Origin of the sequence: Treponema denticola (genome assembly GCF_024181405.1) — a bacterium.
Classification (GTDB): Bacteria; Spirochaetota; Spirochaetia; order Treponematales; family Treponemataceae; genus Treponema_B; species Treponema_B denticola_D.
This window is the reverse complement of the sequence record NZ_CP051302.1, coordinates 1,204,802-1,230,155: the sequence shown is the minus strand read 5'-3', so window position 1 is coordinate 1,230,155 and position 25,354 is coordinate 1,204,802. Positions and strand designations below refer to the sequence as shown.

Sequence of the window (25,354 nt, the reverse complement as noted above, 5' to 3'; positions counted from 1 at the left end):
GAATGTTAGGTGTATATAAAGGAGTAAATTATGACATCAGCAACAAAAAACAAAAAAGAAATTATTGATTTCCTTTGGGACTGGGCGAACAATTCTGATTGGGCTAAGTTATTGGTACATAAAGTCGTCAGCACTGAAAGCAGTTTACTTAAATCTGATAGAGAAGAAATATTTAAATATTTCTTGCATAAAATTGGATTGATAAAAGAGTTGCCTCCTCTAACAATCACAAAACCAAGTTATTCACCTGCTTCAAAAAAAATTGAGCTATCTGCACTTTCAGAAGTCACTGGTGTTAATAAACTGGCAAAGAAACAGACAATAACATTTGCACCAAACCTTACTGTCATTTATGGTGAAAACGGAACAGGTAAAACCGGATATGGAAGAATCCTAAAAGCTCTTGGATTTAGTTATGATCAAAATAACACCATCTTATCAAATATTTTCAAAGGAACAGAACCTCAATCTGCTAAAATTGTTTTTGAAGCGAATGGTAGCCCCGAAACATTTGTTTGGACAGGAAAAAACAGAAATGAAGATCTAGCAAGCATCTCGGTTTTTAACAATAACTGTGTTCAAATCAGTCTCGATGGCAGTCGTCAACTGATTGTGTCACCTATAGGTTTTCATTTATTTGATCTCGTTTCTTCAGAGCTAAGTGCTTTAGACGCTCTATTTCAAGATAAAAAAAATGAATATCCAGTTCAAGTTTCGTGGTTAGAAAATCTAAATTTAAATACCCCGCAACAGGTATTCATCAGTAATCTATCAAAAGACTCCGATGACCAAAAACTAACTGAGCTTTCGACCTTTGGCAAAGAACAAGCAAAAGAACTTCAGGTAAAAGAATTGGATTTATCAAATCTAAATAAAATATTACTGCAAAATGAGATTCGAGCATTAAACTATCAATGCTCAGAGCTGAACACAATTACTGAAAGAGTAGAACAAGCAAAAAAGGTCTTGAATGCTGATGTATGGAACCAACTAAAGCAGATTAATCAATCCATTGCTGAATTAGAAAAAAATACTCAAAAAGGCATTAGTGAGATTGCCTTATCAAAAGGCATTGAGTTCTATGAAACAAACGAGTTTAAAACCTTTTTAAGTTCAGCAGAAGCTTATATCAAAAAAATGGCTAAGCCCAATTATCCGCAAAATGAAGATGTGTGTATTTATTGCAGACAACCTCTTGAAGTTGATGCAAGAGAGTTATTAGAAAGTTATCGTAAACTACTGAATGACAAAACAGAAGAAAATTTAGCTAAACTTATAAAGTCTAAACATGATTTGATTAATTCCGTAAATGATATAGATACATCATTAAAGCTAAGCTATCCAAGCTTCGGAAGTGATGATAAAGATAATCCAATCCAACCAGAAGAATTGACTGCATATAATAGAGAGTTAGAAATTCTAAAGAAAAAAATTATTAATGATGAAATTTCAGAGGACTTGGTCTTTAATTTGAAATATGATGATTTTAAAACATTTATTTCTAATAAAGCAATACAACTTCAAGATTCTTTAAGCAAGAAAAACGAGTTATTAACAAATATCGAAACCAAAGAGAAAGAATTAAAAAAAGTTATAGCTGAATTGAAAGACCGTAAATATCTTTCTGAAAAAATTGATGAAATCAGGGATATAATTGTTAATCACAAAATATTGGCTATTCTAAATAAACACTCCAATTCCTTTTCTACAAGTTCAATCAGTAGGAAAACATCACAGGCTAGGGAAGAGCTGATAAGTCAGGATTTTAATAATATATTTCAAAAAGAATTAATGGCTCTTAGAAAATCAGAAATGCCAATAGAGTTAAGCTTTGGTACTGATAAGGGAAAGACAAAAATTAATCATAAAATCAGTAATCATCAATTATTGGAAATCCTGAGTGAAGGAGAGCAAAAAAGTATTGCATTAGCAGAATTTCTAACCGAATTGCAATTAGATACCATCAATGCCCCTGTAATTTTTGATGACCCTGTTAACAGTCTGGATCATAAGATAATCGATTCATTTGCAAAACGGGTTATACGCTTAAGCGAGCAAAGACAGGTTGTGGTTTTTACTCACAGCGTTTTACTTTTCAATAGTCTTCTTTACTCCAGCAATCAGCCAAGTTTCAAACACTTGAGTTATAAGTTTTACAATTCTCAGAAAGAGTATGATTTTGTGGGTGTAATTACTGAAGCTGAAGAAGAGAAAAATAAGGTAAAGCAGAATATCAGTAAAATTAATACATTAATCAATAGCAAACCCAAAGGCAGATCAGAAGCAGAAGTTGTAAAGGAAGGCTTTGGTGAGCTTAGAAGTGCTATAGAACTTTGTATTGAGCATGAAATCTTTAATGGTACTATCCAGAGATATCAAAAGCATGTTTCACTTGGTAAGTTTATTCAGGTCAATGCTGAGAGCTTAGGTAAATATAAAGCTAGTCTTAACGATATTTATGAGCGATGTTGCGGCTTTATTAATGCGCATAGCAATCCTGAACTCGTTCATAACGATCCAACCATTGACGACCTAAGAGCTGATTTTGAGGAATTTAAAAAAATAAGATCGGAGTTTATTAAGAGCTAGAAGAAGAATTTAGAAATAAAACCTAACACTCGCTTCAACCTGACATTGCGGACGAGCCGCAAATGCAGGTCAAGCGTTAGTTAGATTGACCTGCCTTATGGCAGGCGGGTAGCGGAACCAATCGAAACAGACTTTCGACCGAAAAATAAAATAATTGCAATGAAAAAGACATTGCGAAAGGATGGTTTTAATATGGAAAAGAAGATAAAGTTGTATAGCTTTTTGTTTTTTTTAATGGTTGAGTTATGTACAGTGTGGGGACAGGATAAAGTATTATCTGCTGGGAATAAACAATATATTCCAATAGAATATAACGGAGAAACCATATATAAATGGCTGACCATCATAAAAATAAAAGAGTATGATGATGCAGGAAAATTGATATATGAAGGGGATGGTTCTACTAATAATAAATGGTACGAATATGATGCTCAAGGAAATAAAATTTCTTGTAAGACAATGAACCACTTTAGAGAAAAAGTTGATTATGAAGAAGAACTCTATGAATATGATAGTAATGGTTATATAATATGTATGTATAAGAAAAGTTATGGTAAGACACATGAAACTACATATCAATACAATAAAGATGCAAATATCATATCTTGTGTTGATTCGGATGGGTTGATTTATATATATGATGATGAAGGTCGTTTGCTTACTAAAAAGAGAAGGAATAAGAATTATGGTGGGAGAATTATAGCGAGCTTTGACAGTAATGGTGTTACCATGGGTAGTAAAGATACAAACGAATTTTCTGAAGAATATTTATACAAATATGATACTATGGGAAATGTAATCTATGAAGAGTACAAAACTTCCGGTCAAATTGAGAACATACAAGTACATAAATATGACTATAGGAATAATCGTATTTACTCTTACAGGAAATGGCGTACGGGAAATTATGGTTTAGAAAGTATTCATCTTCTTGAATATTATGAGGATGGAAAAACATTAAGAAAAGATACCGAATTATTTGTAGATCGCGCGTATCAAGGATTGTGGTATCCTTTGTATTAGTATTTTATTCAATACCTGCATTAAGTTGATATTGTTCTGTTACAATTTAATGCATTATTAAAGGAGAATGATTTAACATGATGTGTAGAAAATGTTCAACTCCACTCAATGAGAGTGATATTTTTTGTCCAAAATGCGGTAAACGGCAAAAAAAGATTAACTTTAATTTAAATAAAAAAATATTTGCCTCTTCCAATATTATTTATGGAGTTTTTTTCATTTTATTTGCAATAATATTTTTGCTGATAATGAATGATAAAAGTGATAAAAAAAATAGAACTTATGATTTTTTGATAAGTACAATGATTCAATCTATTACAAATTTAAACTTAATTGCTTCCGATTACTATATACATGGAAATATCAACTACACACATACTTCAAGTATGAGAAAGATGCTGGAAGTAGATACACCGAATTATTGTTCATATCTTGTTCAAAGGAAAAATTTTTCAATTATTAGTCAAAGATATTACCGATATGTTAATAAGTACCAAAAGGAGTTGTCACAAAGTGATGAAATTTTTAGATTATATGATTTATATAAAAAGACTATTCATCTATTTGATTTAAATTTAAGTTTGGAAAAATTTAGAAAAGAATATGAATATTTATACAAAGAATACGAGAATTTATACGGCGGGTATGGATATAATATGCGTCAAGATGTCGAACTTCAATAGGTACAGCAGCCGAAACAATATCAAGCGGTGGGTATGAATACAATATGTTCAAGATGTCGAATCCGTGTAAGATACATATAAAGTGAAATAATGCGTATTGTATTTTATACTTTATATAATTATACTGGGACAAAACTCGGAGTGTCGTCGAATAATAAATCTAACACCCGCTTCAACCTGACATTGCCTTTACGGCAATGCAGGTTAAGCAGATGTTATGTACATAGCGCAGAACGCTCAATATTTATAAAAATAGGAGTATAATAATGAGACAATATGTAATTGCATCAATAATGATTATTGTTGGCTTATTATCCATGTTTCTTAAAGGAAAAATTCCTGAATTAAGTCTATGGAACCAATTTTTGGAAGATCTATCAAGTGCTGTTTTAGTTAGTGGACTTCTTTCCCTTTTATTTAAAATCTTTCAAGATAAAGAAAATCAATCTACATTGAAAAGATTACTGCGTATTCATGACAGTGTTGATGAACTTGGTTTGGAAGTAATCGAAAGTGATGTACAATCATTTTCATTTATAAATTTGATTGAAGATTCAAATGAGTTATCAATTATTATGAATGATGGGCAACGTTGGGTTGGCAATCATTCGGTATCTTTAACCAATAGATTTAACCAAAAAACTACTACTCTATTTTTTACAGTTGATCCAGATTCATGTTTTGTTGATGTATTAGCGAATAAAACGGCGATAAAAACTGAGCAATTAAAAGAAAAGATTAGAGATTCGTGGACACGTTTGGAACAAGCGTATAATAATTCTGAAAAAAACGGAATCTTAAAAATTTATAGACTAAAAAATTATCCTACAAAATCGATTTTTTGTAGTGAGAAAGAACTTCTAGAAACCCCATATCAAATATCATCTGGGAGAGTAAAAATACCATTGTACATTTATAAGAAAGTCTCAAGAAAAGATTCACCGTACTATTTTGTAAAAAACGATATTGATGAGTTGATAAAAGAATCAAAACTTGAAAAAGAATTTAAAAACACATAACACCGTTTTCAAAGCCGACAAACGGGACAAGCCCGTTTGCGGTTTAAAACAATGTTATGTCGACGGCTTCGCCGCGTAATGTTGTATTCTATAATAAATATATCTGATATTGTTATTAGTATAATAGGAGAAAAAAATGGGTTTTGGAGATTTGATGCTAAATGTTGTGACTTTAGGAGCACACCAAAGAGTTAAAAATGCAGAAAGTGATTATAAGGATAAACTGTATGAACTCAAAGAATTGAATGAGTCTCATGAGAAACGAAAAGAGGAGGTTAATAAAACTTTACAAGTTGTAATTGAAGTAAAAAAACAGCAATAATTCAACTGAGAAAAGGGAAAAAAATATTGGATCAGTTGAATATTAAGGAAAGACAACAAATTGATAGTTATTTGAAAAGCCAAGACTATTCACTAGATAGAATAGATTCTAGTATGAAAGCAGGAGAGATTGCAATTAATACGACAAAAGGTGCAGTGGCAGGAGTAAGCACTGCATTAGGTGCATGGGCAATCGTGGGAAGTTTTGGAACTGCGTCTACAGGTACGGCAATAAGTACACTATCTGGTGCTGCAGCTTCAAATGCGATACTTGCTTGGTTAGGTGGTGGTAGTATTGCAGCAGGTGGTGGAGGTATTGCTGCAGGCACTATGGTTCTTGGAGGTTTGGTTGCAATACCGGCTATTGCTATTACAGGATTATTTCAACATTTACAAGCCAATAAAAAAATTGAACAATTAAAGGAAGAAGAATTGAAAATTATTAAATCAATTGGGCAGATTAAAAAAAACTTATTAGCATTTGATGCAATAGAGCGTAGATCTCAAGAATTGATTAAATCAATTCCTAAAGCTCTTGAAGCGTTTGAAGTAATATATAAGACTACATATAAAAAAATTTATCCATTTGGTTTTACTAGTAAATTCTTCAAAAGTCTTAAAACAAAAGAAAAACGTTTTTCTCAAAGAGATATTGAACAGATACAAATCCTTGGAAACACAACGATTTCTATCCTAAAAATGGTAGATTCACCAGTAATGTCAATAAAGGAGGGTTAAATGTCTAACAAAAATATTAACGAGATTGTCAAAAAAATACCAGATGTTCCTGCTCCTGATATTACTTCTGCATTTAAAATGTTTATGGACTATAAAAAGGAAGCAGAAATAACAAAAAGAGAAATAAAACGTCTTGATAATGCAAAAGAAGTTCTTCTTGCAGAAATAGAAAAAAAATACGACCTCTATTATAGGATATTTGCAACAGTTTTTTCAGAAAGAAGGCAAGTAATAGATAAGTGTTTTGAAATTATAGATAAAGGTATAAAAGAGAATGATAGAGAATATATTTCTGTTGGACTTTCAAATTTATCTAATTTAGTTGCATCAAGTCCTTTTTCAAATATTGGGGAACTAACAAAACTCATTGAATCTGGTGCACAGATAGATTTATGAAATGACATAACACCCGCTTCAACCTGACATTGCGGACGAGCCGCAAAGCAGGTTAAGCGTTAGTTAGACCGATGCCTTACGGCACGATAAACTGTAACTTTGAAAAACAGGGTGTATTTTTTATAAATTAAAGCATAAAACCCAAATTAATAGCTTATTTTACTAAAAATGCCGTATTTTATTGTAATAACAGCTTGATAATTATACGCATAATGCGTATAATATGATTGGATATAAAATGACAGCAAAAGAAATAGAAAAAATACTAAAGGCGGATGGTTGGTATTTTGTAACAGCAAAAGGTTCTCATAATCAATATAAACATACTGTAAAATCCGGAAAAGTTACGGTCCCAAATCATAAAGGAGATATACCGATAGGAACCGTGAAAGCAATTCTAAAGCAGGCAGGATTGAAATAAGGATATATGGAGGAATATAAAATGAAATTAGCATATCCGGCAATAATAACATATTGTGAAGAAGATAATAGTTATAGTATAGAATTTCCCGATTTGCAAGGCTGTGTTTCCGGAGGATTTTCTCTTATAGAAGCGATAGAGATGGGAATAGATGCGGCATCAGGGTGGATATTAACAGAAATCGAGGAAGGAAATGCTGTTCCAAAAGCAAGTGAACCTACAAAAATAAAACTACCTGATAATAAAAGTTTTATAAATATGCTTATTTTAGATATGGATTCGTATAGTGAAAAATATTCAAGCAAATGTGTAAGAAAGAATATAACGCTTCCAAAATGGGTGAATACGCTTGCAGAAAAAAATAATGTAAATTTTTCACAATTATTACAGAACACGATAGTAGAAAAATATGTAGGTGTTATGTAAAAGCATCTAACACCCGCTTCAACCTGACATTGCGGACGAGCCGCAAATGCAGGTTAAGCGGTAGTTATGGTGACAGGCATCTGGCCTGCTTTTTGGAAATGAAAACGAAAAAAATAACTTTATTGTTTTTAATATTATACATTATGAACTTTCTCTTTGGGTGTAGTACCATACAGTGTTTATCTAAAAAAACACTAATTCAAGAAGAAGTAGTAATTATTTCAAAGAAATATATTATTCAATCATACATAACAAATACTATTTCTGATCCCACGTACGCACGCTTGTATATTAATAGTAATGAAATATTTAGATGTCGTGGAGCAAGTAAAATAGTATTTACAATTGAAAATGATATTCTTACAATTTATACAGATGGTAATTTAAAATATGAATACGACCGAATACAAAAAAAGTGTTACGGAGAATTACAGATAATATATTTAGAAATGTAGAAATACTATAATTTATCGATAAATCTGGTGTATGAACATTAGTTCTCATAAATGTGCTTAATAAAGCTTTGTTTTTTTTCGAGTTAAGCTCGCTGAAATTATAAAATAGAACTTTAGGGTTTGAGCGAATAAGTTATTTGAAAAAAGTGAATATTTCAGAAAGCATGTCAAGCTCGCTTTTTGAAATGAAATTGAACTTTAGGGCGAAGCAAGGTAGCGGTAGTGTATGACTTTACGCCGCTTAAGGAATTATAATAAAGAAGCCTAGCTTTAAAGAAATGGAAAGAATATCTCTAAAAGAAAAAGGATTTAATAAATATAATTCTGTAAAAGAAATATTTTTGCCATAACATCCGCTTCAACCTGACATTGCGGACGAGCCGCAAATGCAGGTTAAGCGGTAGTTATGGTGACAGGCATCTGGCCTGCTTTTTGGAAATGAAAACGAAAAAAATAACTTTATTGTTTTTAATATTATACATTATGAACTTTCTCTTTGGGTGTAGTACCATACAGTGTTTATCTAAAAAAACACTAATTCAAGAAGAAGTAGTAATTATTTCAAAGAAATATATTATTCAATCATACATAACAAATACTATTTCTGATCCCACGTACGCACGCTTGTATATTAATAGTAATGAAATATTTAGATGTCGTGGAGCAAGTAAAATAGTATTTACAATTGAAAATGATATTCTTACAATTTATACAGATGGTAATTTAAAATATGAATACGACCGAATACAAAAAAAGTGTTACGGAGAATTACAGATAATATATTTAGAAATGTAGAAATACTATAATTTATCGATAAATCTGGTGTATGAACATTAGTTCTCATAAATGTGCTTAATAAAGCTTTGTTTTTTTTCGAGTTAAGCTCGCTGAAATTATAAAATAGAACTTTAGGGTTTGAGCGAATAAGTTATTTGAAAAAAGTGAATATTTCAGAAAGCATGTCAAGCTCGCTTTTTGAAATGAAATTGAACTTTAGGGCGAAGCAAGGTAGCGGTAGTGTATGACTTTACGCCGCTTAAGGAATTATAATAAAGAAGCCTAGCTTTAAAGAAATGGAAAGAATATCTCTAAAAGAAAAAGGATTTAATAAATATAATTCTGTAAAAGAAATATTTTTGCCATAACATCCGCTTCAACCTGACATTGCGGACAAGACGCAAATGCAGGTTAAGCGGATGTTATGGCGACAGGCATCTGGTCTGCTGTGGAGGAAAAATGAAAAGAGTAATTATAATTATATTCTTTTCTATTTTATTATTTTTGTTTATCTCATGTAAAAAAAATGAAAATAAAGATTTTACTACTTTAGCAACAGATATAGAAAATTCTGCAAGAGAAGAACTGCTAACCTTTGAAAAAATAAAAGAAAGATTAGATTTAAAAAATCCTGAAGTGAGAGAATATTTTAAACCATTTTATGAATCTTTAAAAATATTATATGAAGAAAATCCTACTATTGAAGATCAGATAAAATTATTTTATGAAACGATAAAAGTATTGGATGAGGAATACTATTTTAATCTATTTGATTTTGATTATCAACCAAGTGATGAATTAAAAGAAATATTTCATAAAATATTTTTAGAAGATGAGATTTGGCAGGTTATCATTTCGAATTTACATACAAAAGCATCACAACAACCGGACAGATTCCTTAATACAAGTAAAAGCATAAAAATAAAAAATATCTCAATAGTTTCAATCAACGATAAGGAATGCACTTGTATCGTAAAAGCAGAAGCTTCACATTGGTTTTACGCAGACAGAGGTATAGAATTTACAAAAAAGGAATATTTCAAATATTATGATGATATTTGTATAAGTGAAGAAGAGTCGGAAAAATTCTACCAAAAAGCTTTACAGGAATATGAGAATATTGGAGAAGGAAAATTCATGGGGTGCGCTATAAAAACAGAAGAAAATCATATATTACATTTGGTAAAAAAAGAAGGTATATATAAAATAAAAGATTTTGTTTTTACTATTACCTCATTTACAGAAGGCTAAAATATTATGTATAAAAAGAATATTTTAGGAAGCAAGTCAAGCTTGCTTTTTTTAATGAAATTGAACTGTATGGCGGAACAAGGTAGCGGTAGTACTGGCTTTACTCTACTCAGGAAATATATAATAATAGAAGCATGGTTTCTTAAAGAAAAAGGCAATAATAAATATAATTCTATATGAGAAATATTTTTGATAAGATAAAAAATGAAAATAAAAAAATATTTGTAATTTCAATATTTGTTGTTTTTCTTTTTATCATTTTTTTTGTTTTAGAAAGCTATTTTAAAAAAAATGATTATTTAAGTATCTTCCACGATAAAATTGTAATTCTGGAACTACTGAAAGGATTTATACCTGATAAAAATAACATTGTTATTGATGATTTTGAAGTAAAAATTCCGTATGGATATGAAATAATTACTACTAATACTGCGATTGGGTTATTTTCAAATATTCGTGAATTAGAAAATAAACTTAATCAAAAATATGAGTTTGTTGATAAGCTTGGTAGTAACTATGTTTGGAAAGATAGTAAAAATAACAAGCTAATTTTTGTATATATAAAGAGATATGCCAATATTAATTATTTACGATTTGAAATAAAAAATATGTAATTCCAAATTTTTAACCTAAAAATATTTGTAAAAAACAACAGAGTGTTTAAAAAAATGAATATAAAATACAAGAAATATTTTTACCATAACATCCGCTTCAAACTGATATTGCGGACGAGCCGCAAATGCAGGTCAAGCGAATGTTGGGTCGACGCTTCGCGCGGGGTTAAATAAAATTAGTAATATATTTATCGAAATTTATTCATTAATAGATATTTAATATACTTAGAAAACGAAATAGCTTACCTAGGATTTTACCAATCAATTCAATGATAACTGGATTTGCTAGTAATTATGAATAGCTATTAGAAGTATTATAAGTATTTTCGAAATAGAAAATATTGTATTAATGGTATGCATAGTTTTAAGTATTATGTCGTAATTAATTGTATATTGAAGCAATTAATTTATTTTATTAGAATTGAGGCAAAATAATTAATGTTTAGTAGCATCATATTAGAATCTGTAAAAGAATATATACCAAATAGTTATATCGAAAATAATGAAAAATATGATTTTATAGTCGGTAGCGAAGTTAAGAAAAGACTCGTTTTCAAAATTATCCATAACTATATTTTTATATTTTCGAGGATAAAAGATAATAATTTTTCATTGTTAATACATGAAATATCTGAAAAAATAAAGAATGCAAAAGGAAAAATTTTCATTATTTATATTTGTGATTTTGACTTGCTGGAAGAAAATAATAAATTTTTATTCTTCATTAAAAAGTGTAAAAGAGTTGATGGTTTTATAAGAATCAATAGAAGGAATGGGCAGGTGTATTTTTCAGCGAATAAGGATTTAGAAAATAAAATATGTTCTGAAAGATATGTATTTTTATTAAATGAATACAAGTTTGCAATTAAAAATATCTGGCAGAATGAACTAAACAATTTTTATGATGTTTGTTTTAAAATTGGAAAGAAATAATGTAATAACCCCAACACCCGCTTCAACGCTGACAAACTGGATTATGTCCGTTTGCAGCTTAACTGCACGTTGGACGGATGCCTCCGGCGCACGAATATAAAAAGGAGAATATTATGAAACTGATTCGGATTGGTATTGACGGATTTAGGTGTCTTCTTGACTTCAAGCTTGATTTTGAACCAGGACTTACTGTTATTGTCGGTGAAAATGATAGAGGTAAATCATCTCTAATTGATTGTTTGAAAGTAATTACACAAAACAAGCCTGTGGAATTTGATGACATTAATTATGAAAAAAATGAATTAGTAATTGATATTGAAATAGAGAATTTCATTTACCGTAAGAAATTTGTAAAGGATGCTAATTCTGTCCAACCAATGCCATTAGTAGTTATCCCTACAGAAAATTATTTAACTTCCGTTGAAGCTAAAATTAATAGTACGGAATATGATCTTACCGTTACAGAAAATCAAGAAGAAGTTAAACAGCTTGCAAAACTCTTTGGATTAACTGTCAGAGTAAATAGTAATATTCCTAATTTAGTATCAGCAATAAATGATGTTATTAGCAAGAAAAGGCAAGTCGGTAATTTTGAGATTGATAATGTAAGTTTCCCACAATTCAATAATATTCAACTTGATGGAAAACAATTTGAAAACGTATCTGGATTCTTTAAAGAAATATTCTTAAAGGAAAGACAAAAACAAATATGGAACGAGAAGGTAAATGAAACAACAACAATTGAGGAATTTGTTAGGAATAAAATAGATAACTATAGTTCAGATATTTCAAGTGAATTGCATGAAAAAGGGATAATCGAAAAAATGTAATTATTCCTCAATGATTTAACGGATATTAAAATTGAACCAATATACGAAACTAAAGATCTAAATATCGATGCAAAGGTAAAGTTTTTACAAGGGAATTCTCAAGAAATTAATATTCAAAAAAAAGGGGATGGGACAAAAAGAAGAATTTCAATGGCATTGCTTGAACTTAAGAAAGAAATGACCCAAAGAATTGATGGCTCTACAACCTACTTACTTGATGAACCTGACACTCATCTTCATGTTAAAGCTCAAATGGATTTATTGAATACTCTTTACGATTTTTGCAGTCAAGGTCATCAAGTAATTATGACGACACATTCACCATTTCTTGTAAATGCTGTTAGATCTGAAGAAATACGATTATTATTTCAACGAGAAATAAATTGTACAAAAGTAAGATATATTAAGAAGTCAACTGAAATCGAGTCAACCATTCTAAGAAATATTGGAATTGAAAACTCGTATTTATTTTTTGCAAAAAAAATCATTCTTGTTGAAGGAGAGACAGAAGCTGCTTATATACCTTCTTTCTTTGAAAATAAAACGAATAAAACAATAAACTCTAGACTTATAAAGATACTCAATGTTAAAGGTATTAGGAATATTTATGGGTTCGCACAAGCTATACTACAAATCCATCCTAAGGAAAACATATTTATCATATATGATAATGATGCAACTGAAGACACACTATCACTTATTGAATCTCTAGATATTTCAGACAGCAATAAACTAGTATTAGGTGATAAAGAGTTTGAAGATTGTTTTTCTAGTGAATCAATTCATGCTACATGGGCTAGTTATTTGGCAGACCTTAATTTTACTTTACCAGCCTCAACAAATTGGACTATAGCAAATATTCAAGCAAAAAAAGAGGCGTGCCAACAAGACAGAAATATGAAGTTCTCATCTGAGTTAAAGACATTAGCCGCTGGTACTAAAAAAATGACCAAACCATTATTTGGTGAATTAATGGGGAAATATGTATCAATTGAACATACTCCAGCTGAAATAAAAGAATTCCTTGGTAAATTATAGAAAAAAATCATCTAACACCCGCTTCAACGCTGACAAAAGGGACTATGCCCGTTTGCAGGTCAAGCGTTAGTTATGTGTACGCCCCACTGGGGCGCATGGTGAAAAAAAATATTCGTCGCAAAAAAATAATCAAAAAAATGAATTGAACTTTAGGGCAAGTGCGAAGAAGCATTTTACAATAGGTATGTTTAATGAAAAAAAATATCATATTATTAAGTATATTTATATTTTCACTCTTGGTTTTATATGCAAAAAGGACTCCGCCTCCGGAAATTCCATCGATAATTCATAATGGATACGAGTATATTTCAAATTATTCAGATGGAATTTTTAAGGGAACCGGTCAGATAATTATTAAATCTATTAAAAACTCAAAAATAAAGAAAACAATATCAATTTATTCAATCTGGTATAATCCGTTTCTAGAAAAAGATGTTCAATGGATTTTTATTAAAGAAACAGAATTGATTGATAATGATACGATTCGTATTTATAATGAAAATGATGAAATTTTTGATTTGGAATTAATTAACTATAAGGTTAAGAAAATAACGAAAACCACATAACACCAGCTTCAACGTTGACGAACGGGATAAGCCAGTTTGCGGTTTAAAACAAAGTTATGTGGATGACCGCGCTGGGGCGCCTGGAGGAAAATTGAGAAATTTATTTACTAAAGAAGAGATAGTATTATGTACATATTCTGCTATGTATGCTTCAAATGATTTCGGCGGGATTAATAAAATCTATTTACTTAAACACAGAAGTATAAGTTCAATAAAAATGAAGATTATGAATATTGCTTCTATGCTTGATGAAAATGGAATACGTCGTTTTAATTATGATTCTGTTCCTCCGTTAACGGGCTTAACTACAGGTCAGACTGGTCGTAGAACTAATTGGAATATTGTAGCGACTTTATATCCATTGTCAAAAGAAGATTTTCTAAAAAAATGTAATATGATTGTCGGAAACTAATATACGGAAATATTAGTTTCATATAAACAATTTTCAATTTTTGTTCAATAGACAAACAAAAAATTCTAATTGAATAGAATAAATTATAATCAAATATAAAAATAAATCCGCTGATTTGAATGTAAGGAGTTTTGGCAGAGATACTTCTGTCAATTTTCTTTTTTGACTAATAATGTGAAATCAATAATTTTTTAGAAGATAATACTGGATATAAGAAAAATTAAACAATATTTAATTATCAAGTTTCTTATGTATTCGGGCGAACAAAAAATGAAATCGATTATTTTCAAGAACTAGAACGTAGAATTTGGATACTGCCAAATTCGTTAGATGTTGTTTTGGGTATTTTTAATCAAAGAAATACACATCCGGACGATAAAATCATTTTTGAAATGATTGAGTTAATTGAGTAAGAGCCTTCTAGCACCCGCTTCAACCTGACATTGCGGATAAGCCGCAAATGAAGGTTAAGCGGATGTTAGACAGGTGCGGTATTGCGCGCTTATATCTTTGGAAGGTTTTAATGAACTATAAGAACCATAATCATATAATTCAAGAAGATAATATTAAACTAAGACCACTATGTGAAACACATTGGGAATATTTATTTAAATGGAATAAAGATAAAGAAATATTATATTTTTCAGAAGGCGATGATATTTCTGAATATTCTAGTGAAGAAACAAAACAAATATATACATATGTTTCACAAAAAGCAGATATTTTTATTATAGAATATTTAAATGAAATAGTTGGCGAGTGCTGGCTTCAAGAAATGAATTTAAATGATATTATGGAAAAACTACCAAATAAAAATATTTATAGAATCGATTTAATGATTGGTAGGAAAGAATTATGGAACAAAGGAATTGGGAGCCAAGTTATAAATATGCTTACCAAATATGGGGTTAGAGAGAAAAAAGCTGATATGATATTTGCTGTTATTTCTGATTATAACTTAAGAAGTCTAAAAGCATTTTCAAAAAATAAGTATGTAGAATATAATAGAGTAGAAATAAATAGTAGCAAATCAAAAGAAGAAATAAGATTGGTATATAGAAATTTTGTCTAACAATGCTTCCAATTTAGCTTGCCTATTGTTACGGATTTTCGGCTGTTTGGAAATAAATAGTAAACAGGTATAAGTATCCGCATTTTTTAGAGGGTAGGGTGTATACTTTTAATAGGAGAAATAATGAAAACGAAAATAGTATATGTAAAAAGTACTTTTCCGTCAGATATTGATTCTGTATTTAAACTATTAACCGATGTAAAAACTTTACAATATATTGCGTCTCCATATGCTTCATTTAAAATAATTGGTGAAGATAAAGAACTTGTTTGGAAGGAAGGACAGACATTTTCATTTTTGTTTAAAATGTTTTGCTTTATTCCTTATGGAACTCATACAATTAAGGTAATTAATTTTAATAAAGATGAAATTTATACAAACGAAAGCAATACACATGTATCTATATGGAATCATAGAATTAAATTGATTGATAACGGAAATGGAACAACGGATTATAGTGATGAAGTTGAAATTGGAGCCGGTTGGAAAACATTTATTGTTTGGCTTTGGGCTAATTGCTTTTATAAACATCGTCAAAGAAAATGGTTGAAACTTATAAAAACTCGAAAGGTAGTTAAGTAATAATGTCCTGTAATTTTTGTAAAGAGCTCAAGCTTTTATGTATCAATTTTTAGTTGATGCAAAGGCATATAGTAACAGGTATAGCCTTGACATTGATGATATAGCAATTAATGAATATATAATATTTGGAGATAAATAAGTGGAATCAAATTATGTAATCCGTATGGAAGAGATTCAAGATTATACTGTTGTTGAAAATTTAACTAGAGATTCTTTCTGGAATGTGTACAGACCCGGCTGCATGGAACATTATATCCTGCACTGTTATAGGAATAATCCCGATTTTATTTCGGAGCTTTCATTGGTTATAGAGATAAACGAAAAAATCATCGGGCATGTGATGTATTCAAAAGCAAAGCTGACGCTCGACAATGGTGAAAAAGTTTCTGCATGGACTTTTGGACCGATAAGCATACATCCGGATTACAGGCAGAAGGGATGCGGCTTGAAGTTGTTAAAATATTCGCTTGAAAAAGCTAGAACAATGGGGATTGGTTTTGTTTGTATTGAAGGTAACATTGAGTTTTATCGTCATGCGGGGTTTGATCTTGCGAGCAAGTTTCATATTCACTATTATTGTGAGCCGAAAGATGCCGAAGTGCCGTATTTTCTTGTGCTGGAACTTATTCCAGGATACTTTAAAATTCATGGAATTGTAGAAGCCACTTATTGTCCTCCGAAAGGATATTTTGCGGCTGATGAAAATCCCCGCGATTTTGAAGCGTATGAATCGATTTTTCCTTATAAAGAAAAATTGATTTTACCCGGTCAGTTGCAAACTATTTACTGAGAACCTTGATTTACTGATCAAAATACACCGATACTTGTATTGCAGAAATACAAATCGAATAGTAAGACAGGTGTGTAAAATTCAAGAGAACTAGGGCAATTTAAAGGCTGTAAGATAAAATTAAACATTGGGAGAAATTAATTATGAGTAAAAGAATAGAAATACTAAGGTTATTTTATGATGATATCGATGAAGACAGCAGGTTAAACATAAGCCGCCAGGGACAGTTGGAATATCTTACTACAATGAACTATATTCATCGCTATGCAAAAGCCGGAGCAAAGATATTAGAGATTGGTGCCGGTACGGGTAGATACTCCATTGCCTTGGCAAAAGAAGGATATAATGTCACAGCTGTTGAATTAGTAGAGAGTAATCTTGAAGTGCTGAAAAACAACAGCGTCGGCATTGAAAATATTATTTCCTATCAGGGAGATGCATTAAATGAAGCAATATACATCTTACCTTTTTGATATGGGTTCTACCTTATTGGAATTCCATAATCCAAAATGGAATGAAAGTGAAATACTTAAAAACGGTCATAACCTTATGATAGCTTATATTTCTAATATTTACGGTAAATTCATTGCCGATAAAATAGACAAAGAAGTTATTTTACCTTGGTATGACTATGTTGAAAAAGAGCGTAAAATTAAAAGAATAGAATACCGTATTTGTGAAGCCTTTTTTTTAAAATTTGGAGAATTGGGTATACATATTTCTTATAATGAAATTATTGAAATATTGAAAAAAGATTATCTTGATTTTTATAATTATGCTCATCCGAATGAAGGAGTGATTGATTGTCTTAAGTTTTTAAAAGAAAAGAAGTATAAAATCGGTGTTGTTTCAAACATTATGTACCCCAAAGAAATATATCTTGAAATTTTTAAGAGAGAAGGGCTTGATTTATTTATTGATAATTATACTTTTAGTTATGAAAATACCTATATGAAGCCTCATTCTTCTATTTTTTTGCGAGCTCTTATGTCGCTAAATGCAAAAATTTCGGAAACGCTTATGGTGGGCGATAATGAAAAAGTCGATGTTATAGGTGCAAAAGCCGTAGGATTAAAAACCTGTTTATACGATAAAGATAAAAAGTATAAACAACATCAAGCCGATTTTTATATAAATAATTTTATGGAACTTATTGATAATTAAATAAAAATAGTTTTATGAATTTACCGATTTTAAAAGAACAAATTTCACAATTTCTTGATAAAGAAGGCCGTATTGTCAGGTGGCCCAAGAAAACTTATGATAAAATAAATGTCTTAAAATATTTACAAGGAAAATTCGATCCTGATAAAAAATATTCTGAAATTGAAGTGAATGCAGTCTTAAAAACTTGGCACACATTTAATGACCATGCTCTATTAAGACGTGAACTTTTTGATAAATTTTTATTGGAGCGGACACCTGATTGTAAAGAATATTGGGTTAGTACCGATAAAATTATAATTTAAAAGATATTATTATGAATGATGAAGAAAAATTTAAAGTAAAAATTATTAAAGATGCGGAAAAATATGTAGAAAGTATATTTAAAGAAGATTTTAGCGGTCATGATTTTTTTCATACAATGAGAGTATTCCGTACGACAACTTATCTTGCAGAAAAAGAAAATGCCGATATTTTTATTGTTCAATTGGCTGCCTTATTACATGATATAGATGACCGTAAACTTTCGCCGCACACAACTGTAAATAAAGATAGAGCTGTTTCATTCATGAAGTCTAAAAAAATAAGCGGTGCTCTATGTAAAACTATTGTTTCTATTATTGAAGAAGTTTCGTACATCGGTAAAGATTCTAATAAACCGTCTTCAATTGAAGGAATGTGTGTTCAAGATGCAGATAGATTAGATGCTTTAGGTGCGATAGGTATAGCAAGGGCATTTGCTTATGGCGGAAGCCGTAATAGACCAATCTATGATCCGTCTATCCGGCCCCGTATGGGTATGGGAAAAGAGGAATATCAAAATCATGTATCGACTACAATTAACCATTTTTATGAAAAGCTATTTTATCTTAAAGATTTGATGAATACCGATACGGCAAAAAAAATTGCAGAAAAGAGAGACTTGTATATGAAAGACTTTATTTTGGAATTTTTAAATGAATGGGACTTAAAAGATATGTAAGCCTTATTAAAAAATGTTTATGTTAAAATAATAGTTTAAAAAGCTTGATTAAAAGTTAATATAAAGGAGTTGAAATAAACTGATATTTTTAATTATTTTTTTAAGTGTTGATCTTTTTCTTTCTCTGTTTTTAATGATTAGGGGTGTCAAAAAATATATGATTTCACTTGATACCTGTTTTTTAAATATGGGATTAATAACAACGATTATATTCATTGAGATATTGGTAGGCATAAATTCATATTATTTGGATTTTGTTTTTATACCTGTTATTGTTTGGGTTTTCGGTGCGTTTTTTTTGATCTATCTTGTAGTGTGTGAGCATAAAACCTATTCAAATGTACAAGAAATTATTGTTCATCTTAGTTCGACAGGAAGGCACAAAGGTCTTTGTGATGCTTTGTTGGAAGGTTTTATCAAATTTGGTGCGGGTATGCCTCCTCGTGGGTGGTATGGCTCTGATGAATACTTATATCAAAAAGCTTTTCTGGAGTTTTCTAATTTGAATTTAACGGAAGAATCGGAACAACTGATTAAATTTCAAAAACCTATTCGAAAATCACGAATTATAATAAAAATATGGATTGCCTTTTTTATAGCTTTTGTCTTGCAAATAGTTCCGGTAATAGTCGGGGTCGCAATGAAGAATAGTTAATAAAGTTCATAATGATTTGTACGACATTTTATGCGACAGTCCATCAAAAAGAGAAAAGAAAATGAAGTTTTCTCACGGATCTGAAAACCTGTAACTCTATACTAGATATAGACTTATAAAAATGGGCAATACTGGAATCGAACCAGTGACCCCAAGCGTGTCATGCTTCCCAATCTTCTTTTTTAAGCGTTTTTAGGTGTTTTTCTGTTTTGCTTTCACCCAAAAAGCCTTAAAATGGCTAAAAAATCTATAAAACGTGCGACATTTTATGCGACATTAGGGGAGATTTTATCAGATTGAAAACTTTTTGTAAAGTAGATTATAAAAGCCTTTTTATTTTTATAACCAAAAAACCTACACCGCCTAGAATTAAAAGAGCTAGAATAGAAGATACAATTACAAGGTTTAGTTTTAACTTATAATTTTTAATCTTCAGCCCCTCAATTTCTGCTTGTTTTTTTTCAATCGTTGTCTGTTTTTCCGCTATCGCCCCCATGCTTTCTTTTTCGTATTCTTCTAATGATTTCTCTGATTTCTTCAAAGATAGCCTCGCTTGAGTCAATTGATTTGTTAAGTTCTCTTGATATTTCAGCGCCCCGCTTAATTCTGTTTCCAAGCTCCGTATTTGAGATAATTGCATCTGTTTGGTGTTCTCTAACTTCTCCAACAGACTCTCTAACTTCGTGAGCTCCGACTCTGTCATCATGTATTCCGCTTGCTGTCCGACAGCTGGTAAAAAGCAAAATACAAATAATAAAAATAAAAACCTTCTTTTCATTCATTTACCACCCCTTTTTAAATTCTTCAAAGATATTTTTAATCTCAAAAGTTCCGGACTCCCAGCCTGTGATTATGTTTTTATCTAGGCCGGAAAAATCCAAGCCTTCATGCGGATAGGGCGGATTTCCAATCATCTGATGAAAATCAGTACTGGGCTTACTGTTACAAGGATATATCCCTCCATCAAGAATATAAGTTTTAGGATCTATGGTTGCATCTTTACCCATATATGGATCTTTAGTTGTTGCAGGATATACACTAACGTGTAAATGTTTATTCGGCCCGGGAATACCACGGCCTGTATCTCCCATAATACCTAAAAAACCTCCGGCTGGAACCGTTTGTCCCACATTGACTGCTATCGATTTCAAGTGTGCATACCTGCTTATTATACCTTGCCGGTCTTTAATTATGACATAGTTACCATAAACACTCGCCTTTGCATCTCTATTGATTTTTATAATTCGGCCCTCTTTAATAGCAAATACGCCCCATTTTTCTGTTCTCATCTTTTCCCTCCTAAGAATAAAGATTTTTATCGTTATATAAACAATGATATATTTGAGGCTTAAATAGTTTAAAAAACGAAAAGCCTTTACCTATTTTGTTTTTTGCTAAGTGCTTGTACCCAAAAAGGGCAGGGGGTAAATAAGGTACTAGGTCGTTTATGTGTGCGTATTGACTTACTTCTTTTACGCAAGATAAAACATAGTTTTTAGTCTTTTTGCCCCATAAAGGTTTTGGAGCTCCGAATGTAATAACATAAGGTTTACGCTTTGTCCTAAAATACAAGTCTTCAGCAGCTAAAATACTCATAGCCCCACCATAACTCCAACCGCATATTCTAACTTCATAATCCGGATTTTCTCTTGTTTGTTTGATAAGCTCTTTCATAATATCATCATTACAAGACTTGTAAGCTCGCCCCCATCCTCCAGCTACTTTTAAGCAGGATTGTTGATTTTTATATATTTTTATTGGAAAATTAAAATTATTTATCCAGTCTCTTTTTTGCCTTGACTGTTGGAATAAGAGATAAACATTTTTTTCTTTATGACAAACATCTATCATCCAATCAACGCAATCCCCGCTTGTTTTATAGCTTGTATTTTTTATTTTTTCAAACAGTTCATAAGGTTCCATAATTTTACTTACTCCCTTAATGCAGATTTTTCAAATACTTTTCATTTTTCTTAATTGGAAAATCGATACAAAGTATTTTATATTCCGGTAAAATAAATTTATCTTTTTCGCTTTCATACATTTCGATTTTTTCTTTAATTCTTGTACTAATTACCTCTATCATCGAGTCCGCCCAAGAGTTTACCAGCTTTTCAAGATCTGGTCTTATTTCACGCCATGCAGGATAATTTTCAGTCCCGCAAGGGAGGCGTGGTATCTTTAAAAGAAAAGCCTTATAGTCTATTTCAATGTTATAGAGAATGTCTTGTATATAGCCGTGCCGTTCTTTTGATGTCAGCTTCTCTTTCAGGTTGTTATAATCGACACGCTCCAGCAATTCATCTTTGATGATTTCGGCGGCGGTAAGAGCGGGCAGCTCGCATTTAATGTTGGCCTTAAATAAGTTTTTTATAGGCTCGTAAAGGCGGCGAATTACCCGTCTTTCATCGGCCTTTAACTTTTCGTCAATCTCGCCGGAGCGTCGAAAAAGTGCCTTTCGCAGCTCTTCATCTTCCATACGCTTTTTGTTTTGCTCGTCGATTTCTGCCTTGAAGCTGTCTAGTTTTTTATCGACTTTTCCAAGTGCGATTTTTTTATCACCCCAGCCTAAAACCGCCCCCTTGCGGATTACGACTATTAAAGCAATAAATATCAGAATGGCTATCAGGGCTATTACACCCCAGCCGATAGGCGGTATTTTGTCTAAGTTTTCCATAAATCTATTCTCCTATGAATGGATTTTATAGAATGGGAGGTTAGTAACGCAAGAGAAAAAAAGTAAAATTTATAAGATAATACAGCTGAATATTTTTATTATAAAATAATCGGTTTTTATAATCTTGTAATATTACAGATAAGTTTTAGTTATCAATTAAAGAACTAGGGAAGATTTTATCAATATCGTAATCGGAATACTCTTTTTTAATAAATTGATGAATATCACAATCTTGAACTTTCAAAGCATTTCCCATAAATGAAAGTTTTGTTCTATTTTCTGTTATTATATCAGACCATTGATATACATAAATTGATATATTGGCTCTTTGCGATTTTGTATATAAATGTCTATCAGTTTTATCAAATTGACCTACTTTTGATAGGGCAAAGTTATTTAATTTTGAGCTGACAAGAATTATTTTATATTCAAGATTTTTACTAAAACATGCTCGATCTTCAATATCCAATAAATATCTATCAACTTGATTTAATTCTTTTTGACCTATAGCACATTTAGGAGCTTTTAATTCAACAATCATAATTTCACGCCGTTTATCACTAATAATATTTTCATTAAAAAAGAATAAATCTGTTATGTCTTTTATTTTCGGAGTATCACATTTAACTAAATTATTATCATCATTTGTAGGCTCATACACAAGATATTTATTTCTTAATTCTCTTAAATTGTTTTCTAAGTTTTTATCTGAAAATAATATCGGGGTATGTGCATATTGCTCTCCGAATATCCATAACTGTTTTTCAATGATTTTATGTAACTGTGAACGCTCCTTTACATTTTCACTTATTTGAGAATATACTAATTTGTATAGTATATCAAGAAAATTATTTTTATTTGCTATATCTGTAGAAAATTCAATTACATTTTCAAAGTCAACTATTTCAATAAGTTTTTTTAGTTTTGTTACTGTTTTAGAGTTCATTACACCTAGATGTTCTAACACTTTATTTAAGTCTCCGTTTGATAGAGCAAGATTAACTAAAGGATAAATGACCTTGCGCAAATTATTCTTTTTTGTAATTAACTCATATTCGTTTTCTAAACAATACGCAAATTGATTAAATATAATAGCTTGAGCTTTTGAATTTTCTGCTTTTTCTCTATATGGATAATATTCATCATTTTTTAGTTTTTGTGAAAAATTATAATAATCCGCAAATTTTTCCTTAAAATATTTTTCTACTTCATTTTTTGTTTTTTCTTTAAATCTGGATACATCTTCATCAAGTTCATTTATTGCTAAGTTTCTATATATTCCATCAGTCATTTGAATACAATCAGAGTCGACAAAAAAACGCCATCCGTTATCATCCGGTATATCAAAATTAAATTTTTCTTCAAAAACCTGTTGATAAATACCATTATTATTTATTCTATAATCTATAGTAATTTTAGGTTTTTTTGCTTTATAATGTAATACCGTTAATTTTACTTCGTTTTCCCCTTCTTCTGTTTTGAAACGGAATGATGATTTTTCTACTTCACCCACTGTAAAATCTTCTATAAAGATTTCTTTTCCGTTGATTATAAATTGTACCTTTGAATTTATAATAGTATCAGAGTATTGAAGGAAAATCTGTTCATAAATATTTTCCAATAAAAGCTCTTTACATATTTTTCTCTTGGGATTTTCGTCTATATCTTCCTTACTATATAAATCTTCAATATAAACATTATAATATGAGTCTTCAGCCGTATCTTTAGTATCTATATCAACAGGGCAATTATTTGTACTAAGTTCTTTTATTTTATCTGCATTAACAGTAAAGCTGCTTTTTGTTTTTTTGCCATCTTTTATTCCGACCGTTTCTATTTTCATTGTACGTCCAATTTGAAAAGCTGCAAACCGTCCAATGCCAAGACCTGATTTTTTTTCACTTGTACCAATATCGAATAACTTAGATCCTATATCATCAATATGTACACCATCTCCATTATCTTTGATTGATATACTTATAAATGGTACTGGTGATAGTATGTCATCTTCATGTTTTTCTATATTGATCTCTATTTTTGTAGCTTTTGCTTGAATAGAATTATTGATAAGTTCCAACATAGCATAGAAGGTATTACGATATGAGGCTAAAAGCTCGGAAACAACCCTGCCATTTGTTGTAAAATACTTAACCATAGAAAATCTCCCTTGTCTTTGAGGGATTTTAACATAACTTGATGTAATAATCAACAGATATGGTTAGTTATCGATTTTATCGATAAATTATAACAAAAAAATGACTATTATTGTTAAAAAAGCCCCCGTAATTGGGAGCTTTTACTGCTTAAAACCATCTGCCTATTCTCAGCTTATCGTTACCGTTGTAAGCGGCTATCTATATTTTTTAGCTATTGACCGAGCTGCAAAAATAAGGTAAAATATCTTTATATAAGGAGAAAAAAAATGAAAAAGATTGTTTTAATTGTTTTTGCAATATTCTTGTTTACAAGCTGCCAAGCTCCTACATCAGCAATTTTTATCGAAAATAAAAGTAATTATCCTGCCACCTTAAAAATAGAACACATTAAGGAAAATAAAAACAATGTAATTCTACAACCAACAGAAGGAATAACCCTCTCCTTGATTGCACCAAATACAATTAAATATGCCGTTTCTTTAGAAAGTATTTCTCGAAATTATTTAAAATTCATTTCTGACAATTATTATGTTATAGAAAATACAGTATCTGAAAGATATACAATTATTAACACGACAAGGTTCAAAGTAATTTTAACAGAAAAAAATAATCTGTTTGATAATACAACTATAGAAGGTGTTTCTGATACTGAAATTGTAAAATCAAAAAATATAGATGTTTTTTCTTCATTTTTAAACATTAAAGCAATTACAGATGATGAGTTTAAAATTATCCTTGATGTTTCTGTTCAAAATAAAAAAATTATAATAAAATTATAATAAAA

The 25,354-nt window shown here is 30.4% G+C and carries 31 protein-coding genes; 26 read left to right on the top strand and 5 right to left on the bottom strand.

The window, feature by feature from the left end:
* Window positions 1–30 precede the first annotated feature (30 nt).
* The 25 genes from HGJ18_RS05905 (at window position 31) to HGJ18_RS05785 (ending at window position 19,737) form a co-directional block, all read left to right on the top strand.
* A complete protein-coding gene (locus HGJ18_RS05905) occupies window positions 31–2,589 on the top strand; it encodes an AAA family ATPase (RefSeq protein ID WP_253698153.1) in 2,559 nt (852 codons plus the stop codon).
* Between the two features lie 192 nt (window positions 2,590–2,781).
* Window positions 2,782–3,612 carry a hypothetical protein gene (locus tag HGJ18_RS05900; protein ID WP_253698152.1) on the top strand — a complete coding sequence of 277 codons (831 nt, stop codon included), beginning with the start codon at window positions 2,782–2,784 and terminating at the stop codon, window positions 3,610–3,612.
* A gap of 77 nt (window positions 3,613–3,689) precedes the next feature.
* Window positions 3,690–4,295 carry a zinc ribbon domain-containing protein gene (locus HGJ18_RS05895; RefSeq protein ID WP_253698151.1) on the top strand — a complete coding sequence of 202 codons (606 nt, stop codon included), beginning with the start codon at window positions 3,690–3,692 and terminating at the stop codon, window positions 4,293–4,295.
* A 266-nt stretch (window positions 4,296–4,561) separates the two neighbouring features.
* Window positions 4,562–5,314 carry a hypothetical protein gene (locus tag HGJ18_RS05890; protein WP_253698150.1) on the top strand — a complete coding sequence of 251 codons (753 nt, stop codon included), beginning with the start codon at window positions 4,562–4,564 and terminating at the stop codon, window positions 5,312–5,314.
* Window positions 5,315–5,450: 136 nt separating this feature from the next.
* The gene (locus HGJ18_RS05885) at window positions 5,451–5,636 is read left to right on the top strand and encodes a hypothetical protein (protein WP_253698149.1); all 186 of its coding nucleotides are present in this window, start codon (window positions 5,451–5,453) and stop codon (window positions 5,634–5,636) included.
* A gap of 26 nt (window positions 5,637–5,662) precedes the next feature.
* Window positions 5,663–6,373, top strand: coding sequence for a hypothetical protein (locus tag HGJ18_RS05880; RefSeq protein WP_253698148.1), 711 nt, complete (start codon window positions 5,663–5,665; stop codon window positions 6,371–6,373).
* Window positions 6,374–6,769 carry a hypothetical protein gene (locus HGJ18_RS05875; protein WP_253698147.1) on the top strand — a complete coding sequence of 132 codons (396 nt, stop codon included), beginning with the start codon at window positions 6,374–6,376 and terminating at the stop codon, window positions 6,767–6,769. It begins immediately after the preceding gene.
* A gap of 238 nt (window positions 6,770–7,007) precedes the next feature.
* Window positions 7,008–7,190, top strand: coding sequence for a type II toxin-antitoxin system HicA family toxin (locus tag HGJ18_RS05870; protein ID WP_002669524.1), 183 nt, complete (start codon window positions 7,008–7,010; stop codon window positions 7,188–7,190).
* 21 nt (window positions 7,191–7,211) lie between these two features.
* Window positions 7,212–7,616, top strand: a complete 405-nt coding sequence (locus HGJ18_RS05865; RefSeq protein ID WP_002669522.1) for a type II toxin-antitoxin system HicB family antitoxin — start codon at window positions 7,212–7,214, stop codon at window positions 7,614–7,616.
* A gap of 1,691 nt (window positions 7,617–9,307) precedes the next feature.
* Window positions 9,308–10,099, top strand: coding sequence for a hypothetical protein (locus tag HGJ18_RS05860; RefSeq protein ID WP_253698146.1), 792 nt, complete (start codon window positions 9,308–9,310; stop codon window positions 10,097–10,099).
* A gap of 6 nt (window positions 10,100–10,105) precedes the next feature.
* Window positions 10,106–10,279, top strand: coding sequence for a hypothetical protein (locus tag HGJ18_RS05855; protein ID WP_253698145.1), 174 nt, complete (start codon window positions 10,106–10,108; stop codon window positions 10,277–10,279).
* Complete coding sequence (locus tag HGJ18_RS05850) at window positions 10,276–10,713, top strand: hypothetical protein (RefSeq protein ID WP_253698144.1); 438 nt, start codon at window positions 10,276–10,278, stop codon at window positions 10,711–10,713. The genes HGJ18_RS05855 and HGJ18_RS05850 overlap by 4 nt, the downstream gene beginning before the upstream one ends.
* A 438-nt stretch (window positions 10,714–11,151) precedes the next feature.
* Window positions 11,152–11,646, top strand: coding sequence for a hypothetical protein (locus HGJ18_RS05845; RefSeq protein WP_253698143.1), 495 nt, complete (start codon window positions 11,152–11,154; stop codon window positions 11,644–11,646).
* A 113-nt stretch (window positions 11,647–11,759) separates the two neighbouring features.
* Entirely contained in the window at window positions 11,760–12,476 is a 717-nt protein-coding gene (locus HGJ18_RS05840) for an AAA family ATPase (protein WP_253698142.1), read from the top strand.
* A gap of 24 nt (window positions 12,477–12,500) precedes the next feature.
* Entirely contained in the window at window positions 12,501–13,514 is a 1,014-nt protein-coding gene (locus HGJ18_RS05835; protein ID WP_366793587.1) for an ATP-dependent nuclease, read from the top strand.
* A gap of 191 nt (window positions 13,515–13,705) precedes the next feature.
* Window positions 13,706–14,080, top strand: coding sequence for a hypothetical protein (locus tag HGJ18_RS05830; protein WP_253698141.1), 375 nt, complete (start codon window positions 13,706–13,708; stop codon window positions 14,078–14,080).
* A 91-nt stretch (window positions 14,081–14,171) separates the two neighbouring features.
* Window positions 14,172–14,492 (top strand): hypothetical protein, encoded by a 321-nt coding sequence (locus HGJ18_RS05825; protein ID WP_002669512.1) that lies wholly within the window; start codon window positions 14,172–14,174, stop codon window positions 14,490–14,492.
* 460 nt (window positions 14,493–14,952) lie between these two features.
* Entirely contained in the window at window positions 14,953–15,564 is a 612-nt protein-coding gene (locus tag HGJ18_RS05820; RefSeq protein WP_253698140.1) for a GNAT family N-acetyltransferase, read from the top strand.
* 123 nt (window positions 15,565–15,687) lie between these two features.
* Window positions 15,688–16,146 carry an Rv1443c family protein gene (locus HGJ18_RS05815; protein ID WP_253698139.1) on the top strand — a complete coding sequence of 153 codons (459 nt, stop codon included), beginning with the start codon at window positions 15,688–15,690 and terminating at the stop codon, window positions 16,144–16,146.
* A gap of 139 nt (window positions 16,147–16,285) precedes the next feature.
* Window positions 16,286–16,936 (top strand): GNAT family N-acetyltransferase, encoded by a 651-nt coding sequence (locus tag HGJ18_RS05810; RefSeq protein ID WP_253698138.1) that lies wholly within the window; start codon window positions 16,286–16,288, stop codon window positions 16,934–16,936.
* 143 nt (window positions 16,937–17,079) lie between these two features.
* Complete coding sequence (locus HGJ18_RS05805; RefSeq protein WP_253698137.1) at window positions 17,080–17,409, top strand: class I SAM-dependent methyltransferase; 330 nt, start codon at window positions 17,080–17,082, stop codon at window positions 17,407–17,409.
* The gene (locus HGJ18_RS05800; RefSeq protein WP_253698136.1) at window positions 17,381–18,100 is read left to right on the top strand and encodes an HAD family hydrolase; all 720 of its coding nucleotides are present in this window, start codon (window positions 17,381–17,383) and stop codon (window positions 18,098–18,100) included. The genes HGJ18_RS05805 and HGJ18_RS05800 overlap by 29 nt, the downstream gene beginning before the upstream one ends.
* A 14-nt stretch (window positions 18,101–18,114) precedes the next feature.
* Window positions 18,115–18,405 carry a DUF2087 domain-containing protein gene (locus tag HGJ18_RS05795; RefSeq protein ID WP_253698135.1) on the top strand — a complete coding sequence of 97 codons (291 nt, stop codon included), beginning with the start codon at window positions 18,115–18,117 and terminating at the stop codon, window positions 18,403–18,405.
* A gap of 11 nt (window positions 18,406–18,416) precedes the next feature.
* Window positions 18,417–19,082, top strand: coding sequence for an HD domain-containing protein (locus HGJ18_RS05790; protein ID WP_253698134.1), 666 nt, complete (start codon window positions 18,417–18,419; stop codon window positions 19,080–19,082).
* 133 nt (window positions 19,083–19,215) lie between these two features.
* Window positions 19,216–19,737, top strand: coding sequence for a hypothetical protein (locus HGJ18_RS05785; RefSeq protein WP_366793519.1), 522 nt, complete (start codon window positions 19,216–19,218; stop codon window positions 19,735–19,737).
* 319 nt (window positions 19,738–20,056) lie between these two features.
* On the opposite strand, the gene HGJ18_RS05780 is transcribed toward HGJ18_RS05785, so the two are convergent.
* The 5 genes from HGJ18_RS05780 to HGJ18_RS05760 all read right to left on the bottom strand — a co-directional run bounded on the left by HGJ18_RS05780 (window position 20,057) and on the right by HGJ18_RS05760 (window position 24,569).
* Complete coding sequence (locus HGJ18_RS05780) at window positions 20,057–20,515, bottom strand: hypothetical protein (RefSeq protein ID WP_253698132.1); 459 nt, start codon at window positions 20,513–20,515, stop codon at window positions 20,057–20,059.
* Window positions 20,516–20,519: 4 nt separating this feature from the next.
* Entirely contained in the window at window positions 20,520–21,026 is a 507-nt protein-coding gene (locus tag HGJ18_RS05775; RefSeq protein ID WP_253698131.1) for a M23 family metallopeptidase, read from the bottom strand.
* A 10-nt stretch (window positions 21,027–21,036) separates the two neighbouring features.
* Complete coding sequence (locus HGJ18_RS05770) at window positions 21,037–21,660, bottom strand: lipase family protein (RefSeq protein WP_253698130.1); 624 nt, start codon at window positions 21,658–21,660, stop codon at window positions 21,037–21,039.
* 16 nt (window positions 21,661–21,676) lie between these two features.
* Window positions 21,677–22,414, bottom strand: a complete 738-nt coding sequence (locus tag HGJ18_RS05765) for a hypothetical protein (RefSeq protein WP_253698129.1) — start codon at window positions 22,412–22,414, stop codon at window positions 21,677–21,679.
* A gap of 145 nt (window positions 22,415–22,559) precedes the next feature.
* Window positions 22,560–24,569, bottom strand: coding sequence for an ATP-binding protein (locus tag HGJ18_RS05760; RefSeq protein WP_253698128.1), 2,010 nt, complete (start codon window positions 24,567–24,569; stop codon window positions 22,560–22,562).
* A 267-nt stretch (window positions 24,570–24,836) separates the two neighbouring features.
* On the opposite strand from HGJ18_RS05760, the gene HGJ18_RS05755 reads away from it, so the two are divergent.
* Window positions 24,837–25,349, top strand: coding sequence for a hypothetical protein (locus tag HGJ18_RS05755; protein WP_253698127.1), 513 nt, complete (start codon window positions 24,837–24,839; stop codon window positions 25,347–25,349).
* The last annotated feature ends 5 nt before the right edge of the window (window positions 25,350–25,354 follow it).